Source organism: Variovorax paradoxus NBRC 15149, from assembly GCF_001591365.1.
Lineage (GTDB): Bacteria > Pseudomonadota > Gammaproteobacteria > Burkholderiales > Burkholderiaceae_C > Variovorax > Variovorax paradoxus.
Genome location: NZ_BCUT01000001.1, coordinates 3,028,248 through 3,045,191, shown reverse-complemented (window position 1 = coordinate 3,045,191; position 16,944 = coordinate 3,028,248). Strand labels below are relative to the sequence as shown.

Below are 16,944 nucleotides of genomic sequence, written 5' to 3'. Positions count from 1 at the left end.
GGGCAGAGCCAGCGATTATAGCCCGCGATGCGGGCGCAGTGCAAGCTGCATTGCGAGGCGGCCCGGAGGGCGCCTGCCCCCTGTCTTGGGCCGCTTTTTTACTGCTTCCGGCCTATTTGACGGGCATCGTGATGATGCTGTCGCCACCCGGCGTGGACTTCATTTCGCCGCTGGATTTCAAGGTCGGCGCGGCCGTGCCGGTCTGGATGGGGACCGAAACCGCGCTCGAGGCGCCGCCGTGCCTGATGAACACGTTGAGGTAGGCCAGCCCCTCGGCCTCGCTCACCACGACGACGGTGGCCGTGGTCCGCTTGCCGGCCGGCAGCGCGAGGGTGCTGCTTCCCTGGAGGGCCAGCCCCTTGTCGGCGCTCAGGCGGACCGTGGCACCCTCGGCGTCGATCACGCCGTCGAATTGCAGCACGACAGGCGTGGCCTGGCCCACTCGCGGCGTGGCGTCGAGCCGGTATTCGAGCTTGACGCCGGCGCCGCCGGGCTTTTGCGGCGCCGTGGTCATGGGGGCGGCCTGGCGCTGCTGCTGCGACGCTGCATGCCTGGCGCTGCGCGACCCGGGGTCGCCGTCTGCCGCGGCCGGTACCGACAGCATTGCCAGTGCGGGGCACACGAGGCACGCGAGGGCCATCATCGAATTCGATCGGATGTTCATGGCGGCCTTTCTTGCTACTACTGAATGGAGACGTTGAAGCATGCGTCGAGACTGCTGCGGTCCGTCACTGCCAGAACGTACTCGCCAGCCGACAGGCTGACCGTATTGCCGGTTCGGGCAACCAGGCCGCCCCTGAAGATGTCGAAATCGGGGTTGGATCCCGCCGGACCGCCATTCACGACAATCTGGTAGCTGCGGTTGGCAGGCGCGGTGAAGCGGACATAGGAGAAGTTGCCGAGCTTGTTGCCCGTGCCGGCGTCGTTGGAGACGCAGGCCTGGGTCACGGCGCCGCCCACGGTCGCCACCCTGTACATCGGGATCGCAACCGGAATTGCGCCGTCGTTGGTTTCGGCGCCGCCGAACGGATCGTTGTCCGTCGCGTTGATGCCCTGCCCGCCCAGCAGGGTGGCCAGGGCCGAAGCGCTGCCCGGCGCGGTCGCGTTGAAGGCCGCCGAGAAAGGATGGATCGAGGTGACGGCCGCGCCGCTCCTGAACTGGAAGCCGGTCAGCGTGTCGTGGATCGGCTTGAAGCCCACCTGCTGGTTGAGATTCCAGAAGATCGACTGGATCGAGGTCTCGCGGTACCAGCCCGGCTGGGTTGCCGCACCGGCGGAAAGGTCGATGTTGATGCTCTCCCGGACGGACGCCTGTTGCGCCCCGCCCGAATCGACATAGTTCCGGCGCCCGAGCGCAATGCCCGACCAGGCATTGCCCCAGCCTTCCGAGAACGCGAGCCGGCGATCGGTACGCTGGCTCTGGCTGTGGTCCCCGCCCATCGAGTCGTCGCGGCTGAAGGAGGACTGGTAGTAGTGCCCCCACTCGTGGGCAATCACCGAGGTGTCGTATTCATCGGTATCGACGTCTTCCTTGCCCAGCACATAGATTTCGCGGCCGTTGCTGCCCCTGTCGACGAAGAAGGTGGTGCCGATCTGCCCCGCCGCGACGCTGCCGGGGGACGGCGCATTGTTGATGCTCCAGAACACGCGCAAGGCCGGAAATGCCGTTGCAGGCGCCGCCGAGACCACCTTCTGCATGGCGGTGTAGACCGTATCGAGGATGGCAAAGGGCGCCGCCACCCGGTCCCCCGTGTAGCTCGAACCACCCCAGCCCGAAGGTGCATGGAGGTCGCGCACCGAGGCGGCCACGCCCGACGAGAAGGCGGGGCTCTGCATGGTGTAGAGGCCACTGGAGCGCGTGTTGTCGCGCACCGTCACATCCCAGCTTGCGCCCGGGCCGCTTCGGACCAGCTGCGCCTTGACCCGCACCGCGATCGCCGTGTTCGCGGGCACGGACACCGCATAGGCGCCGTTGTCGTCGGTGGTGGCCGTGGCCAGTGGCGCGGACGTTGCCGCATTGAGCACTTCCACACTGGCCCCTCGCACGGGCCTGGGCGCCGAGCTGGCATAGACGAGGGTGCCGTTCGGATTCGGCACGGATTCATAGGTGGCCGTGCCGCTCAGGGTGACCGGACCCGCCACCGGCAGCGGGAAGCCGGCGAAGCCGCCGCCACCACCTCCCCCGCCTCCGCCACCGCAGCCGGCCAGCAGCGCCACGGCAACACATGCCACGATCCATGCAGAAGAGTTCTTGTAGCTCATAGCTTGTACTGCCCTCGTTTCAGCCCCGGCCCCGCTGGCCCCGAAGAACACCGGTGCGCGAGGATGCCACAGTTGGAAGACAAATGAAAAAGCCCGCTTGCATTTCTGCAAGCGGGCTTCTCAGGAAACGCAGCGCGAGGCTGGTTTACTGCAGCTTGATCTCGACGTCCACGCCGGCCGGCAGGTCGAGCTTCATCAGCGCGTCCACGGTCTTGTCGGTCGGGTCGACGATGTCCATCAGGCGCTGGTGCGTGCGGATCTCGAGCTGGTCGCGCGAGGTCTTGTTGACGTGCGGCGAACGCAGGATGTCGAAACGCTTCATGCGGGTCGGCAGCGGCACGGGGCCCTTGACGATCGCGCCGGTGCGCTTGGCGGTATCAACGATTTCGGCTGCCGACTGGTCGATCAGCTTGTAGTCGAACGCCTTCAGGCGGATGCGGATTTTTTGCTTGGTGGCCATGGTGATTCCTTTGCGTGCGGCTTAGATGTCGAGGATCTTTGCCACGACGCCCGAACCCACGGTGCGGCCGCCTTCGCGGATGGCGAAGCGCAGGCCTTCTTCCATCGCGATCGGGTTGATCAGCTTCACGGTGATGCTGACGTTGTCGCCAGGCATGACCATTTCCTTGTCCTTGGGCAGCTCGATCGCGCCGGTCACGTCCGTCGTGCGGAAGTAGAACTGCGGACGGTAGTTGTTGAAGAACGGCGTGTGACGGCCACCTTCGTCCTTGGACAGCACGTACACCTCGGCGGTGAAGTGCGTGTGCGGCTTGATCGAGCCGGGCTTGCACAGCACCTGGCCGCGCTCGACTTCTTCGCGCTTGGTGCCGCGCAGCAGCACGCCGACGTTGTCGCCCGCCTGGCCCTGGTCCAGCAGCTTGCGGAACATTTCCACGCCGGTGCAGGTGGTCTTGACGGTCGGGCGGATGCCGACGATCTCGATTTCCTCGCCGACCTTGATCACACCGCGCTCGACGGCGCCGGTCACCACGGTGCCGCGGCCGGAGATCGAGAACACGTCTTCCACAGGCATCAGGAAGGTGCCGTCCACGGCGCGCTCGGGCGTCGGGATGTAGGTGTCGAGGGCTTCGGCCAGCTTCATGATGGCTTCTTCACCGAGCTTGCCCTTGTCGCCTTCCAGGGCGAGCTTGGCCGAGCCGTGGATGATGGGGGTGTCGTCGCCCGGGAATTCGTACTTGTCGAGCAGTTCGCGCACTTCCATCTCGACGAGCTCGAGCAGTTCGGCGTCGTCCACCATGTCGCACTTGTTCAGGAACACGATGATGTAGCCCACACCCACCTGGCGCGCCAGCAGGATGTGCTCGCGGGTCTGGGGCATGGGGCCGTCGGCGGCCGAGCACACGAGGATGGCGCCGTCCATCTGGGCCGCGCCGGTGATCATGTTCTTGACGTAGTCGGCGTGGCCGGGGCAGTCGACGTGGGCGTAGTGGCGGTTGGCCGTCTCGTACTCGACGTGGGCGGTGTTGATGGTGATGCCGCGGGCCTTTTCTTCGGGCGCCGCGTCGATCTGGTCGTAGGCCTTGGCTTCGCCGCCGAACTTGGCCGACAGCACCGTGGCGATGGCCGCCGTCAGCGTGGTCTTGCCGTGGTCAACGTGACCGATCGTGCCCACGTTCACGTGCGGCTTGGTGCGGGTGAATTTACCTTTTGCCATTTTTCAATCCTTGAAAGAGCATTCCCGTGTATTGGTTTTATGTCTGCACCCGATTGCTGGTTCGCCTCGCACGGGAACGTGGCGGCACCGGATCGCAGACAAAGAGAGCCGCGCACTGCGCGACCCCACATTCTTTTTAATCAGTTGGGGACAGAGCAGATCTGCTGCGCAAATCCTGGTCTGTCCCGCAAAGACATTACTTTGCGCGAGCAGCCACGATGGCTTCGGCAACGTTGCGCGGAGCTTCGGCGTAGTGCTTGAACTCCATCGTGTACGTGGCGCGGCCTTGCGACATCGAACGCAGCGTGGTCGAGTAGCCGAACATTTCCGACAGCGGCACTTCGGCCTTGATGGACTTGCCGCCACCGATCATGTCGTCCATGCCCTGCACCATGCCGCGGCGTGACGAGAGGTCGCCCATCACGTTGCCGGCGTAGTCTTCAGGCGTTTCGACTTCCACGGCCATCATCGGCTCGAGGATCACGGGGTTGGCCTTGCGGGCGCCTTCCTTGAAACCGAAGATCGCGGCCATCTTGAACGCCATTTCGTTCGAGTCCACGTCGTGGTACGAGCCGAAGTGCAGCGTGACCTTGACGTCGACGACGGGGTAGCCCGCCAGCACGCCTTGCGTCAGTGCTTCCACAACGCCCTTTTCCACTGCGGGGATGTATTCGCGAGGAACCACACCGCCCTTGATGGCGTCGACGAATTCGAAGCCCTTGCCGGCTTCCTGCGGCTCGAGCTTGAGCACGACGTGGCCGTACTGGCCCTTGCCGCCCGACTGGCGCACGAACTTGCCTTCGGCTTCCTCGACGGTCTTGCGGATCGTTTCGCGGTAGGCCACCTGCGGCTTGCCCACGTTGGCTTCCACGCCGAACTCGCGCTTCATGCGGTCCACGATGATTTCGAGGTGCAGCTCGCCCATGCCGGCGATGATGGTCTGGCCCGATTCCTCGTCGGTCTTGACGCGGAACGACGGGTCTTCCTGGGCAAGGCGCTGCAGGGCGATGCCCATCTTTTCCTGGTCGGCCTTGGTCTTGGGCTCGACGGCCTGCGAGATCACCGATTCCGGGAAAACCATGCGCTCGAGCGTCACGACGGCTGCCGGGTCGCACAGGGTTTCGCCCGTGGTGACTTCCTTCAGGCCCACGCAGGCAGCGATGTCGCCGGCGCGGATTTCGTTGACTTCTTCGCGGTTGTTCGCGTGCATCTGCACGATACGGCCGATGCGCTCCTTCTTGCCGCGCACCGGGTTGTAGACGCTGTCGCCCTTGGTCAGCACGCCCGAGTAGACGCGCACGAAGGTCAGCTGGCCCACGAACGGGTCGGTCATCAGCTTGAATGCGAGCGCCGAGAACTTCTCGTTGTCGTCAGCCTTGCGGGTGACGGGGGCTTCGTCTTCGTCGGTGCCGTTGACCGGCGGAATGTCGGTCGGAGCGGGCATGTATTCGACGACGGCGTCGAGCATGGCCTGCACGCCCTTGTTCTTGAAGGCCGAGCCGCACAGCATCGGCTGGATTTCGCCGGCGATGGTGCGCTGGCGAATGGCCTTCTTGATTTCCTCTTCGGACAGCTCGCCGCCTTCGAGGTACTTGTTCATCAGCTCTTCGCTCGCTTCGGCAGCGGCTTCGACGAGCTTTTCGCGGTATTCGTTGCAGACGTCGGTCAGGTTCGCGGGGATTTCACCGTAGGTGAAGGTCACGCCCTTGTCTTCGTCCCAGATGATGGCCTTCATCTTCACGAGGTCGACGATGCCCTGGAAGTGCTCTTCGGCACCGATCGGGATCTGGATCACGACGGGGTTGGCCTTCAGGCGGTCCACCATCATCTGGCGCACGCGCAGGAAGTCGGCGCCGGTGCGGTCCATCTTGTTGACGAACGCGAGGCGCGGAACCTTGTACTTGTTGGCCTGGCGCCAGACGGTTTCCGACTGGGGCTGCACGCCGCCGACCGCGTCGTACACCATGACGGCGCCGTCCAGCACGCGCATCGAGCGCTCGACTTCAATGGTGAAGTCCACGTGGCCGGGGGTGTCGATGATGTTGATGCGGTGTTCTTCGAACTTGCCGGCCATGCCCTTCCAGAAGCAGGTGGTGGCAGCCGAGGTGATCGTGATGCCACGCTCTTGCTCTTGCTCCATCCAGTCCATCGTGGCGGCGCCATCGTGCACTTCACCGATCTTGTGGTTCACACCGGTGTAGAACAGGATGCGCTCGGTCGTCGTGGTCTTGCCGGCGTCGATGTGCGCGGAGATGCCGATGTTGCGGTAGCGCTCGATGGGGGTCTTGCGGGACATGATTTACTTTCGGGTTAAATGCGTTGAGCGCTGGGCCTCGAGCACGGGCGACGTCGCCCGACACTCAACACCCAACGCCCAAGCGAAGTTTGATTCTTAGAAGCGGAAGTGGCTGAATGCCCGGTTGGCTTCTGCCATGCGGTGCACTTCGTCGCGCTTCTTCATGGCGCCGCCACGGCCTTCCGTGGCTTCCATCAGCTCGTTGGCCAGGCGCAGGGCCATCGACTTCTCGCCGCGCTTGCGGGCGGCTTCCTTGATCCAGCGCATCGACAGGGCGAGGCGGCGGACAGGACGGACTTCGACCGGCACCTGGTAGTTCGCACCACCGACGCGGCGCGACTTGACTTCGACCATCGGCTTCACGTTGTTGATGGCAACGGTGAAGGCCTCGAGCGGGTCCTTGTCGGGGTTCTTCTTTTCGATGAAGTCGAGCGCGCCATAAATGATGCGCTCGGCAACAGCCTTCTTGCCGCCTTCCATGATCACGTTCATGAACTTCGACAGCTCGACATTGCCGTACTTGGGATCCGGCAGGATTTCACGTTTGGGGACTTCGCGACGACGTGGCATTTTTCTAACCTCTTTGCTTCAGTTGGCACCGTTTCCGATGCCGCGAGAGCCATTCCGGACTCTCACTTACTCGACCCGACATTGGGTCACTTCGTTCGATGTGCCCGCCAAGGCAACCGAACACCGCTTGTTTGTTTTCTACGACAGGAAGGCTTAAGCCTTCTTGGGACGCTTCGCGCCGTACTTGGAACGCGACTGCTTGCGGTCTTTCACGCCTTGCAGGTCGAGCGAACCGCGCACGATGTGGTAGCGAACACCGGGCAAGTCCTTGACACGACCGCCGCGAACCAGCACGACGCTGTGTTCCTGCAGGTTGTGGCCTTCGCCGCCGATGTAGGAGATGACTTCGAAGCCGTTGGTCAGGCGGACCTTGGCAACTTTACGAAGCGCCGAGTTGGGCTTCTTGGGCGTCGTGGTGTAGACGCGGGTGCAGACACCGCGGCGTTGCGGCGAGTTCTGCATGGCAGGGCTCTTCGAATTGATCTTTTCGACCGTTCGACCCTGACGCACCAGTTGATTGATGGTTGGCATGAATGAATTAGTCCCAAAACAACCCGGCCCTGGCTGTGAAGCCGCCCCTGCCTTGTCGTGACGCAAGGCAAGGAAACCGGGAATAACGAAAACGTGAAACCCTTCGGAAAATTCCGAAAAGCCCACGAGTATAGCAGGCGGGCTTGAAACGGCAAGGACAGCGTCGGCCGGCGCTGCCTGGCGCCCTTCCTTACTTGATCCAGAGCCGGACGGCGTCCCAGGCGCGGCCGAGGATGCCGGCCTGCTCGACGCCTTCCAGCGCCACCAGCGGCACGTCCGCCAGCGGCTGGTCGTCCAGGGTCACCTTGAGCGAGCCCACGGGCTGGTACTTGGTGAACGGCGCCACCAGCGGATCGGGGCGCGCCACCTGGGTCTTGATCTTGCTGGCGGTACCGGCCGGTACCGCGACCACGATGGCTTCCGGGCGGCCCAGCTTGAGCGTGTTGGCCTTGCCCTTCCAGACCGCCGGCGTGGCGGCCGGCTGGCCGGCGTCGAACAGGCGCACGGCGTCGTAGGCGGTGTAGCCCCAGTTCAGGAGCTTTTGCGATTCGTTCGCGCGCACGGTCTCGCCCGAGGTGCCCAGCACGATCGACAGCAGCCGGCGCCCGCCGGTCAGGTTGGGGAAGTCGCGCTTGGCGGTGGCGATCATGCAGTAGCCGGCCGCTTCGGTGTGGCCGGTCTTCAGGCCGTCGACGGTCGGGTCGCGGAACAGCAGCAGGTTGCGGTTGGTGTCGTTGGTCGAGGGCGTGCCCGGGTAGCGGTACTTCTTGATCGCGTAGTACTTGGCTTCTTCCGGGAAGTCGCGCACCAGGCGCGTCGCAAGGATGCTCAGGTCGCGCGCCGTGGTGGTGTGGCCGGGCGCGGTGAGGCCTTCGGGGTTCTTGTAGCTCGTGTTCTTCATGCCCAGCGCCTTGGCCTGGGCGTTCATGAGCTCGACGAAATGCTCCACGGTGCCGCCCACGCCTTCGGCCAGCGCCACGGTGGCGTCATTGCCCGACTGCACGATCAGCCCCTTGATCAGGTCTTCGACCGGCACCTGCATCTTGGGATCGATGAACATGCGCGAGCCGGGCATCTTCCAGGCGCGCTGGCTGACCGGCATGGTCTGGGTCAGCGTGATCTTCTTGGCGCGCAGCGCGTCGAACACGATGTAGGCCGACATCAGCTTGGTGAGCGACGCCGGTTCGACCGGGCTGTCGATGTCCTTCTGCGCAAGGATCTGGTTGGCCGTGACGTCGAGCAGCAGGTAGCTGCGCGCGGCGATCTCGGGCGGTGCCGGCACCTGGGCAGCGGCGATCATGCCAACCGATGCGGCGGCGGCCAGCACCAGCGCGCGAAACGCGTCAAAAAAACGATTCATGGGAGCAATAGGAGAGACGGGAGGAGACGAAAACGCAAGCCCGTGAGGCTTTTCATGCGGCGCCCGCGCGCAGATGGCGGACGACCAGGCTTTTGAGGAGGGGCAATTGTCCGTGAAAGAAATGGCCGCCGCCCGGAATAACCGTGACAGGCAGTGACTGCGGCCGCGCCCAGTCCATGACCGCCGCCAGCGGCACCGTGTCGTCGGCCTCGCCGTGGACCACCAGCGTGCGCTCGTGCGCCTCGGCCGGCAGCGTGGCGACCGAAAAGCGCGAAGCCGCCGTTCCAACCAGCACGAGCTGCCGCAGGTCGCGAGCGGCCCAGAGCTTTTCGGCCGCGCAGCTTGCCACGAAGGCGCCGAACGAGAAGCCGGCAATCGCCAGCGGGCCTTCGGGCGCGAGCTGGGAGACGACGTTCATCATGTCTTCGCATTCGCCGCGCCCCTCGTCGTGCACGCCTTCGCTCGCACCCACGCCGCGGAAGTTGAAACGCACCGCGGTCCAGCCGCAGGAGACAAACGCGCGCGCCAGGGTCTGCACCACCTTGTTGTCCATGGTGCCGCCGAACAGCGGATGCGGATGGGCGATCACGGCGATGCCGCGCGCGGCCTCGGCTGGCTGGTCGCGCTGCACCTCGATGGCGCCGGCGGCGCCCTGGAGGCGGATCTTTTCGGTCTGGGAATTCATGATGCGAGGAATGGAACTGACCGGCCCCGAGGGCTTGGGTGCACGGTACGAGCGCGGGATCCCGCCAAAAGTTCAGCGGCCCACATCGGGAGGCAGCAGCAGGCGCTCGACGACCTGGCCGTTCTTCAGGTGCGAGTCGACGATCTCGTCGATGTCGTCGGCATCGACGAAGGTGTACCAGACCGCTTCGGGATAGACCACCGCCACCGGGCCGCCGGCGCAGCGGTCCAGGCAGCCCGCCTTGTTGACGCGCACCTTGCCGGGACCGGCCAGCCCCGCCTCCTTGACCTTCGCCTTGCAGCGATCGAAACCCGCCTGGGCGTTGTGCAGGGCGCAGCAGTCTTCGCCGTTCTTGCGCTCGTTCAGGCAAAAGAAGATGTGGCGGCCGTAGTAGCCGCGCGGCGCGGCAGAAGAGGAACTGGGCATCGGTAGATTTTAGTGACGCCCGCCGCAGGCCATCAGCCGGCCGGCCGCCCCCGGCGCGACAGCGCGGCCACCACATAGGCAAGGACCGCGAACGGCCACAGCCACCCGAGCCACTGCGCCAGCCCGTGGAAGCGGATGAAGCGCCCCTGCTCCCAGGTGGCGAGGGTCTGTGCGAAATAGGCGCTCTCGGGCGCCTGGTTCAGCAGGCTCAGCTGGATCACCAGCGCCACCAGCAGCAGGGCCGCGCAGAGCCGCCGCGGCGCTCCGAGCAGCAGCACGCCGGCCACCAGCGCCGTCGCAATGCCGACCTGCACCGGCAGGCCCAGCCAGGCCCATGCGTGCTCGGGGCCGTAGCTCAGCGCCGCCGACAGCGCCGAGGCGCCGATGCCCGCCAGCAGCGTGAGCGGCAGCAGCACGGCACGCCGGGCGACCGTGCGCGTCACCATGAAAGCCAGCAGGCACGGCACCAGGGCACCGAGCATCACGCACAGCAGCTCGACGGCCGGCACCAGCGGCTCCAGCTCGAACTGGCGCAGCGGCATCCAGTCGATGAAGGGCGTGTCGAGCAGCCACTCCGAGACCGCGACTTCGAGCCGCTCGAACACCTGGCCGAGGCCGAAGGTCACGGCTGCCGGGAACAGCAGCGCCAGCGGCCACAGCGCGAGCAGCACCAGCGCGCCGCGCGAATCCTCGACGAACCACAGCGAGCGCGTGCGGCTCCAGTGCGCCACCGCGCCGAGCCGCTCGAGCCCCGCCGCGAGCAGGGCCCCCAGCAGCGCGCCGGAGCTGTTCAGGCCCAGGTCGACATTGGAGGGAATGCGCGCAGGCAGATAGCTCTGCAGCGTTTCCATGGCAAAGGCCACGGCCGCGCCGGCCAGCGTGGCGCGCAGCACCGCACGCCAGACGCTGGCGTCGCGCCGCGTCCGCAATACCGCCAGCGCGCACAGGAAGCCGAAGGGCACGTAGCCGCCCACGTTGATCGCGAAGTCGAAGCCCGTCCAGTACTTGGGCCACGAGGCCGACAGGTAGGCCCACGGCGCAATGCCCTGGTCGCGCCAGTCGGCGAACGGGTACAGGCTGGCATAGACGATCAGCGCCGCGTAGGCCAGCGCCAGGGGCAGCGCGGCGGACTTGTGCTGCGTCTCCACCGTGGCTTTCGGGCTCAGAACGGCTTGACCACCACCAGCACCACGATGCCGAGCAGCAGCAGGACCGGCAGTTCGTTGAACCAGCGGTACCAGCGGTCGTTGCGCTGGGTGCCCCCGGCCACGAAACGGCGCAGCAGCACGCCGCAGGCATGGTGATACCCGATCACCGCCAGCACCAGCGCCAGCTTGGCATGCAGCCAGCCGTTGCCGGGGCCGCGCCCGATGCCATAGCCCAGCCAGAGCCAGAGGCCGAAACCCAGCGCCGGAATGGCCAGGAAGGTCGTGAAACGCAACAGCTTGCGTGCCATCAGAAGCAAGCGCTCGCGTTCGGCCACGGACTCGGGCGGCACCATCGCCAGGTTGACGAAGATCCGGGGGAGGTAGAACAACCCCGCGAACCAGCTGGCAATGAAGACGATGTGAAGAGATTTAACCCAGAGCATGGGGCCAGTTTAGTGGCGGGCCGCGCCGTGCAGGCCGGGCTTTGGCGCCGGCGCGGATGCACCGGGCAAAAAAAAGCCCGACGTCTTCACGTCGGGCTGGGAAGCCCTTTTGCTGTCACACATCAAGGCACCCGCTCAGGGAGGAAAAGCGGGGAGCGGTAAACCGCCCGCTTTTGAATTTAACAAAGGCGAAACAAAGTTTCAAGCGGCTCGGGTCAGATTCTTTGACAATTCCGCACGAAAAAACGAGAACCTTCGATTTACGCCGCCGGCGTGGTTGTCGGACAACCCGCGGACGAGCGCCCGATGCACGAACTGGCGCTTCAGGCACAATTTTCCGCCTATGACGCCATCTTCCTTTGCCATGTATCCCGCCGGCCGGCCGCGCCGCCTGCGCCGCGACAGCTTCACCCGCAACCTCGTCAGGGAGCATGCGCTGACGGCGCACGACCTCATCTACCCGGTGTTCGTGCAGGAAGGCGAGAAAAAGCGCGATGCCGTGGCGTCGATGCCCGGCGTGGATCGCCTGAGCCTCGACCTGCTGCTGCCGGTGGCCGAGCAGTGCGTGGAGGCCGGCATCCCGGTGATGGCCCTCTTCCCGGTGATCGATGCCGGCCTCAAGACGCCCGCGGGCGACGAGGCCTTCAATCCCGACGGGCTGATTCCGCGCGTGGTCGCGGCGCTGAAGTCGCGCTTTCCGGAGCTCGGCGTCATGACCGACGTGGCGCTCGACCCCTACACCAGCCACGGGCAGGACGGCCTGCTCGACGACACCGGCTACATCCTCAACGACGCCACCGTCGAAGTGTTGGTGAAGCAGGCGCTCACACAGTCGCAAGCCGGCGTGGACATTGTGGCGCCCAGCGACATGATGGACGGGCGCATTGGCGCGATCCGCACCGCGCTGGAAGCCCGCGGCGACATCCACACCCGCATCATGGCCTACAGCGCCAAGTACGCGAGCGCCTTCTACGGGCCGTTCCGCGATGCCGTGGGCTCGGCCGCGACGCTCGGCAAGAGCAACAAGAAGGTCTACCAGATGGACCCGGGCAACAGCGACGAGGCGCTGCGCGAAGTGGGCCTGGACATTGCCGAGGGCGCCGACATGGTGATGGTCAAGCCCGGCATGCCGTACCTGGACATCGTGCGCCGCGTGAAGGACGAATTCCATGTGCCGACCTTCGCCTACCAGGTGAGCGGCGAATACGCGATGCTCAAGGCCGCGGCCCAGAACGGCTGGCTCGACCACGATGCGGTGGTGCTCGAAAGCCTGCTCGCCTTCAAGCGCGCCGGCGCCGACGGCGTGCTCACCTACTTTGCGCTCGACGCCGCGCGGTTGCTGCAAAAACAATAGCGCATGCGCATCTTCGAAATCGACCGCTCGCGCGTGAGCGAGCACCCGGCGCTGGCTCCGCTCGCGCTGCCCGGGGCCTGCGCGGCGCAAGGCTATCTCTGGATTTCGCTCACGCGGGACGAATTCCGCGCCTCGCTGCCCGCGGTCCAGCAGATCCTGCAGTCGCTCTGCCAGGCGCAGCTGGTCGACCTGCATGTGGCGGACCTGCTCAACGACCAGCTGCCGTCGCACTACGACTACACCTCGCAATACGACGTGCTGGTGTTCCGGCGTCTTTCGAGCGGTCCCGGCCAGGCGGCGCTGGGCAATGGCAAGGGCACCACGGGCGGCGAGCCGCCCCTTCCCGCACCCTTGCGCCGCGGCCCTCCGGTGCTGCGCCGGGTCGACACCCGCCCCGTGGGTTTCGCGCTGTTCGACCGCGTGCTGCTGTCGGTGCACCCCGAGGACGGCGCGGTGCGCGACTTGTTTGCCGCCCGGCTGCTCGCCGCCGGCTCGCCGGACGACAAGGGCGCCCCCGCGCTCGACGTGCGCGCCACCTCGGCCCGCGTGCCGACCGGCACCGCCGACCTGATGCTGCGCGTCATCAACCAGATCGTCGACGGCTACCTGGACATGCGCCGCGAACTCACGCGCCAGCTCGACCATTGGCAGACCGAGCTGATCGATCCGCGCAGCCGCTTCACCAACTGGGGCGCGCTGATGGAAGCCCGGCAGTCGCTGCACCACCTGGACGAGATCTGCGAGGACCAGCGCGCGGCCATCCAGGACTGGATCGACTCGCTCGAGACGCTGCCCCCAGCCAAGGGCGAGGCGGAGCAGCGCGAGCGGGAACTGATCATGGTGCGAAGCCGCGACGTGCTCGAGCACATCGAGCGCGTGGTGCACCACGTGCGCCGGCTCGAACAGAACGCGGAGACCGCGGTGCAGATGCATTTCAGCGTGCAGGGCCACCGCGCCAACGACATCATGCGGGTGCTCACCGTGCTGACCGCCATCTTCCTGCCGCTCAACCTCATTGCCGGCATCTTCGGCATGAACTTCGAGTTCATTCCGCTGGTGCACAAGGCCGACGGCTTCTGGATTGCCATGATGGCGATGCTGGTGATCGCGCTGCTGCTGGTGCTTGTGTTCTGGCGCAAGCGCTACCTGGCGCGCACGCGCTGAAGCGCGCAACCCGCCCTGAAAGCAAAAAGGCCACGCAATTGCGTGGCCTTTTTTGCCTGCCCGCGAGGGGCAGCAGCGGTTTCGCCGGTCTTACTTGGCGACGGCGCCCGAGCCTTGCTGGGCCTGGACGCGTGCGTCCATCGGGTGGGGCATGGTCGAGACGACCTTGCTGTTGACGCGCGAGCCCGAGGTCACGTTCTGGTCGGGAGCGTAGGCGGTGCGGACGGCTTCGGCTTCCACGAGCGCACGGTCCTTCGACACGGCGACCGTTTCCGGGCCGCGCGAACCGCGGGTCACGTTCTGGTTCGGAGCCGCTGCGGTGCGCACGGCTTCGGCGTTGACTTCGTCGCGGCTCTTGGTCGAGACGGCGGTGTTCACGCCATCATAGGTTTCGGCTTGGGCGCCGGTGGCGGCCAGCAGGGTCAGGGCAGCGGCGGCGAGGATGTGCGAGGTCTTCATGTCAATTCCTTGTGTTGGTTGGATGGTTCGTCCACCAGGCTCGCTCGTTCGTTCGTTCGTGCTCACCTGTGCGGCGAGTTTCCGACTGAACGGCCTGTGTAAATCACGCGGAACAGAGACACGGTGTTTCCTCTATTGAAACAATGACGCGCCGGCGGCATGCGCACGAACCGAGCGCGCACCGGCGCCTGCAAATGCCGGGTCTTCCCCGAAAATCGAAGCGGGCCGGCCGCAGAACGGAAACAATGGGCGCTTTGACATGGACAGTCTCGATCTGATCAGAACCTTCCGGGAAGTGGCCTCGCATGGCAGCTTCTCGCACGCGGCCAAGAAGCTCGACATGTCGAAGGCGACGGTCAGCAAGTACGTCGCGGAGCTCGAAACGCGCTTCGGCGTGCGCCTTCTCAACCGCTCCACGCGTTCCGTGAGTCTGACCGATGCCGGGCAATTGCTGCTCGAGCGCAGCACCCCGGTGCTCGAAATGGTGGAGCTCACGCAGGCCGAGCTGCAGGAGCGCGCCAGGCAGCCCGGCGGCCGGCTGCGGATTTCCGCGCCGCACGGCATGGGCAACGGCGAGTTCCCGGGCCTTCTGGCCGACTTCATGCGCTACTACCCGGACGTGAGCATCAGCCTGCAGCTGACCAACCGCACGGTCGACCTGGCGGAAGAAGGCATCGATGTGGACATCCGCAGCGGCCCGGTGGCGGACGCCAACCTGATCGTGCGCAAGCTGATGCTGATGGAGATGGTGGTCTGCGCCTCGCCGGTGTACTGGAAGAAGCACGGCAAGCCCGGGCATCCGCGCGACCTTGCGGGACACGAGGCGCTCACGCATTCGCTGCTGGGCGCCCAGCCGGTCTGGCGCTTCGACGACGGCGGCGAGCCGCTGGACGTGCCGGTGAAGAGCCGCATGGACTGCACCGAGGGCGCGCCGCTGATCCGGGTGGCGATGCGCGGCTTCGGCGTGATCTACCTGCCCTCGATCCTGGTGCAGTCGCACATCGACCACGGCGAACTGGTGCCGGTGCTGCAGGGCTATGCGCGCAAGGACATGTGGCTGTCGGCGGCCTACCTGCAGCGGCGCCACAACAGCGCCGCGCTGCGTGCGCTGCTCGACTTTCTGCAGACCCGCATCGGCGCGGGCGCGCGCAAGCAATAGACCGCCGGGCTCCGGCCGCGCTCAGCCGACGTGCTTGGCGAAGAATTCGAGCGTGCGCGTGCGTGCGAGCTTGGCGGCCTCGGCGTTGTAGGAGCCGCGCTGGTCGCAGTTGAAGCCATGGCCCGATTCGTAGACGTGCACCTGCACCTCGGGATGCGCCTTCTTGAAGGTCTCGATGGTGTCCAGCGGGATCCAGTGGTCCTGGTTGCCGAAGTGCGCGAGCACCGGCACCTTGGGCTGGCGCGCGGTTTCTTCGGGCGTGGTCATGCCGCCGCCGTAGTAGGGTGCTGCGGCGGCAATGCCCGGAACCAGGCTGGCGGCGCGCCAGACCAGCAGGCCGCCCCAGCAATAGCCCACGATGCCGACCTTGCCGGCCTTGGAGGCATAGGCCACGGCGGCCTCGATGTCCTGCAGCACGCCGGGCGCGGGCAGCGCCTCGACCGCGGTCTTCAGCGCGAAGCCGGCCTTCATGTCCTCGTCGCTGTAGCCGAGCTCGACGCCCGGCTTCACGCGGTGGAAGGTCGAGGGCGACACCGCCAGGTAGCCGTCGGCCGCGTAGCCGTCGGCCACCGAGCGGATGTGCGAATTGACGCCGAAGATCTCCGGCACCACGACCACCGCGCCGCGCGGCTTGCCGGCGGGCTCGGCCACGTAGGCGGGAAAGGTGAAGCCGTCCTTGGCTTTCAGATCGATGAATTGACCCATGATGTCTTGCTCCTTGAATCGCAACTGAATGGAATGCCGGTTACTGGCGCAGCGCGCGCTCGACGAAGTCGAGCCGGTCCTGGCCCCAGAATATCTCGCCATCTATGACATAGCTTGGCGCACCGAACACCTGGATGTCGATCGCTTCCTGCGTGTAAGCCTCGTAACGCTCCTGCACCGCCTGGCTCTGCGACTGCTCCGCGCGCTTGGGCGACAGCCCGCATTCGACCACCAGCGAATCGAGCACCTTCGGGTCGCCGATGTTGCGCTCCTGCACCCACACGGCCGCGAACACCGCCGCGCACATGCGCATGGCGGCCTCGGTGCCGTCGTGCATGTCGACCGCGATGATGACCCGGGCCGCGTCGTCGCTGGCCACCGGGAAGAATTTCGGCTTGGTGTTCAGCGGCAGGCCGAGGTGGCGCGAGCAGCGTGCGAGGTCGACCAGCCGGTACGCCTGGCGCTGCGGCGCGCGCTTGCCCAGCGGCAGCCCGCCCGACACCGGGAACACGCTGCCCAGGTCGATCGGCCGCACGCGCACCGTCGCGCCGGCGGCCGCGGCGATCGCGGCAAAGCGGGAATGCCCCAGATAGGTCCACGGGCTCTGTGGCGCAAAGTAATAGTCAATGGTCTTGTCAATGCTCATGCGCATGCCCCCGATGATGTAATCCAAGCCAACGGTTTTAACTGACACGCAGTTTCTCTGC

18 protein-coding genes are annotated in these 16,944 nt (G+C 65.9%); 3 read left to right on the top strand and 15 right to left on the bottom strand.

Going from position 1 to position 16,944, the window contains the following annotated elements:
* Positions 1 to 112: 112 nt before the first annotated feature.
* From VPA02S_RS14195 to VPA02S_RS14140, 12 genes are all read right to left on the bottom strand, one after another.
* The gene (locus VPA02S_RS14195) at positions 113 to 664 is read right to left on the bottom strand and encodes a hypothetical protein (RefSeq protein WP_062364246.1); all 552 of its coding nucleotides are present in this window, start codon (positions 662 to 664) and stop codon (positions 113 to 115) included.
* Positions 665 to 681: 17 nt separating this feature from the next.
* The gene (locus VPA02S_RS14190; protein ID WP_062364244.1) at positions 682 to 2,262 is read right to left on the bottom strand and encodes a hypothetical protein; all 1,581 of its coding nucleotides are present in this window, start codon (positions 2,260 to 2,262) and stop codon (positions 682 to 684) included.
* 145 nt (positions 2,263 to 2,407) lie between these two features.
* Positions 2,408 to 2,722, bottom strand: coding sequence for a 30S ribosomal protein S10 (gene rpsJ, locus VPA02S_RS14185; RefSeq protein WP_007838118.1), 315 nt, complete (start codon positions 2,720 to 2,722; stop codon positions 2,408 to 2,410).
* 21 nt (positions 2,723 to 2,743) lie between these two features.
* Positions 2,744 to 3,937, bottom strand: coding sequence for an elongation factor Tu (tuf, locus tag VPA02S_RS14180; protein ID WP_012745744.1), 1,194 nt, complete (start codon positions 3,935 to 3,937; stop codon positions 2,744 to 2,746).
* A gap of 196 nt (positions 3,938 to 4,133) precedes the next feature.
* Positions 4,134 to 6,233 (bottom strand): elongation factor G, encoded by a 2,100-nt coding sequence (gene fusA, locus VPA02S_RS14175; RefSeq protein WP_015867670.1) that lies wholly within the window; start codon positions 6,231 to 6,233, stop codon positions 4,134 to 4,136.
* Between the two features lie 96 nt (positions 6,234 to 6,329).
* Positions 6,330 to 6,803 (bottom strand): 30S ribosomal protein S7, encoded by a 474-nt coding sequence (rpsG, locus tag VPA02S_RS14170; protein ID WP_007829591.1) that lies wholly within the window; start codon positions 6,801 to 6,803, stop codon positions 6,330 to 6,332.
* 153 nt (positions 6,804 to 6,956) lie between these two features.
* Positions 6,957 to 7,334 carry a 30S ribosomal protein S12 gene (rpsL, locus tag VPA02S_RS14165; protein ID WP_013543948.1) on the bottom strand — a complete coding sequence of 126 codons (378 nt, stop codon included), beginning with the start codon at positions 7,332 to 7,334 and terminating at the stop codon, positions 6,957 to 6,959.
* 190 nt (positions 7,335 to 7,524) lie between these two features.
* A complete protein-coding gene (locus VPA02S_RS14160) occupies positions 7,525 to 8,694 on the bottom strand; it encodes a D-alanyl-D-alanine carboxypeptidase family protein (RefSeq protein ID WP_015867671.1) in 1,170 nt (389 codons plus the stop codon).
* A gap of 52 nt (positions 8,695 to 8,746) precedes the next feature.
* On the bottom strand, positions 8,747 to 9,379 hold the full coding sequence (locus tag VPA02S_RS14155) for an alpha/beta hydrolase (protein ID WP_062364242.1): 633 nt from the start codon (positions 9,377 to 9,379) through the stop codon (positions 8,747 to 8,749).
* 72 nt (positions 9,380 to 9,451) lie between these two features.
* Positions 9,452 to 9,805, bottom strand: coding sequence for a (2Fe-2S) ferredoxin domain-containing protein (locus VPA02S_RS14150; RefSeq protein ID WP_015867673.1), 354 nt, complete (start codon positions 9,803 to 9,805; stop codon positions 9,452 to 9,454).
* Positions 9,806 to 9,837: 32 nt separating this feature from the next.
* On the bottom strand, positions 9,838 to 10,953 hold the full coding sequence (locus VPA02S_RS14145) for a VanZ family protein (RefSeq protein WP_018905078.1): 1,116 nt from the start codon (positions 10,951 to 10,953) through the stop codon (positions 9,838 to 9,840).
* 14 nt (positions 10,954 to 10,967) lie between these two features.
* Positions 10,968 to 11,396, bottom strand: coding sequence for a CopD family protein (locus VPA02S_RS14140; RefSeq protein ID WP_015867675.1), 429 nt, complete (start codon positions 11,394 to 11,396; stop codon positions 10,968 to 10,970).
* A gap of 364 nt (positions 11,397 to 11,760) precedes the next feature.
* Between VPA02S_RS14140 and hemB the strand changes: the two genes are divergently transcribed.
* Positions 11,761 to 12,750 carry a porphobilinogen synthase gene (gene hemB, locus VPA02S_RS14135; protein WP_018905079.1) on the top strand — a complete coding sequence of 330 codons (990 nt, stop codon included), beginning with the start codon at positions 11,761 to 11,763 and terminating at the stop codon, positions 12,748 to 12,750.
* A 3-nt stretch (positions 12,751 to 12,753) separates the two neighbouring features.
* A complete protein-coding gene (locus VPA02S_RS14130; protein ID WP_018905080.1) occupies positions 12,754 to 13,914 on the top strand; it encodes a magnesium transporter CorA family protein in 1,161 nt (386 codons plus the stop codon).
* A gap of 90 nt (positions 13,915 to 14,004) precedes the next feature.
* On the opposite strand, the gene VPA02S_RS14125 is transcribed toward VPA02S_RS14130, so the two are convergent.
* Positions 14,005 to 14,373 (bottom strand): LamG domain-containing protein, encoded by a 369-nt coding sequence (locus VPA02S_RS14125; protein ID WP_018905081.1) that lies wholly within the window; start codon positions 14,371 to 14,373, stop codon positions 14,005 to 14,007.
* Between the two features lie 259 nt (positions 14,374 to 14,632).
* On the opposite strand from VPA02S_RS14125, the gene VPA02S_RS14120 reads away from it, so the two are divergent.
* On the top strand, positions 14,633 to 15,532 hold the full coding sequence (locus tag VPA02S_RS14120) for a LysR family transcriptional regulator (RefSeq protein ID WP_018905082.1): 900 nt from the start codon (positions 14,633 to 14,635) through the stop codon (positions 15,530 to 15,532).
* A 21-nt stretch (positions 15,533 to 15,553) separates the two neighbouring features.
* Here VPA02S_RS14120 and VPA02S_RS14115 read toward each other — a convergent pair whose 3' ends face one another.
* Both VPA02S_RS14115 and VPA02S_RS14110 read right to left on the bottom strand, forming a co-directional pair.
* Entirely contained in the window at positions 15,554 to 16,237 is a 684-nt protein-coding gene (locus tag VPA02S_RS14115; protein WP_015867680.1) for a dienelactone hydrolase family protein, read from the bottom strand.
* A 40-nt stretch (positions 16,238 to 16,277) separates the two neighbouring features.
* Positions 16,278 to 16,883, bottom strand: coding sequence for a 2-hydroxychromene-2-carboxylate isomerase (locus tag VPA02S_RS14110; RefSeq protein WP_174545063.1), 606 nt, complete (start codon positions 16,881 to 16,883; stop codon positions 16,278 to 16,280).
* Between the last annotated feature and the right edge of the window lie 61 nt (positions 16,884 to 16,944).

Coding starts and splice junctions, on each gene's coding strand:
- VPA02S_RS14120 (WP_018905082.1), top strand. CDS start 14,633: ATGGACAGTCTCGATCTGATCAGAACCTTCCGGGAAGTGGCCTCGCAT.
- hemB (WP_018905079.1), top strand. CDS start 11,761: ATGTATCCCGCCGGCCGGCCGCGCCGCCTGCGCCGCGACAGCTTCACC.
- VPA02S_RS14155 (WP_062364242.1), bottom strand. CDS start 9,379: ATGAATTCCCAGACCGAAAAGATCCGCCTCCAGGGCGCCGCCGGCGCC.
- rpsL (WP_013543948.1), bottom strand. CDS start 7,334: ATGCCAACCATCAATCAACTGGTGCGTCAGGGTCGAACGGTCGAAAAG.
- rpsJ (WP_007838118.1), bottom strand. CDS start 2,722: ATGGCCACCAAGCAAAAAATCCGCATCCGCCTGAAGGCGTTCGACTAC.
- VPA02S_RS14150 (WP_015867673.1), bottom strand. CDS start 9,805: ATGCCCAGTTCCTCTTCTGCCGCGCCGCGCGGCTACTACGGCCGCCAC.
- VPA02S_RS14160 (WP_015867671.1), bottom strand. CDS start 8,694: ATGAATCGTTTTTTTGACGCGTTTCGCGCGCTGGTGCTGGCCGCCGCC.
- rpsG (WP_007829591.1), bottom strand. CDS start 6,803: ATGCCACGTCGTCGCGAAGTCCCCAAACGTGAAATCCTGCCGGATCCC.
- VPA02S_RS14115 (WP_015867680.1), bottom strand. CDS start 16,237: ATGGGTCAATTCATCGATCTGAAAGCCAAGGACGGCTTCACCTTTCCC.
- VPA02S_RS14110 (WP_174545063.1), bottom strand. CDS start 16,883: ATGAGCATTGACAAGACCATTGACTATTACTTTGCGCCACAGAGCCCG.
- VPA02S_RS14195 (WP_062364246.1), bottom strand. CDS start 664: ATGAACATCCGATCGAATTCGATGATGGCCCTCGCGTGCCTCGTGTGC.
- VPA02S_RS14125 (WP_018905081.1), bottom strand. CDS start 14,373: ATGAAGACCTCGCACATCCTCGCCGCCGCTGCCCTGACCCTGCTGGCC.
- VPA02S_RS14140 (WP_015867675.1), bottom strand. CDS start 11,396: ATGCTCTGGGTTAAATCTCTTCACATCGTCTTCATTGCCAGCTGGTTC.
- tuf (WP_012745744.1), bottom strand. CDS start 3,937: ATGGCAAAAGGTAAATTCACCCGCACCAAGCCGCACGTGAACGTGGGC.
- fusA (WP_015867670.1), bottom strand. CDS start 6,233: ATGTCCCGCAAGACCCCCATCGAGCGCTACCGCAACATCGGCATCTCC.
- VPA02S_RS14190 (WP_062364244.1), bottom strand. CDS start 2,262: ATGAGCTACAAGAACTCTTCTGCATGGATCGTGGCATGTGTTGCCGTG.
- VPA02S_RS14130 (WP_018905080.1), top strand. CDS start 12,754: ATGCGCATCTTCGAAATCGACCGCTCGCGCGTGAGCGAGCACCCGGCG.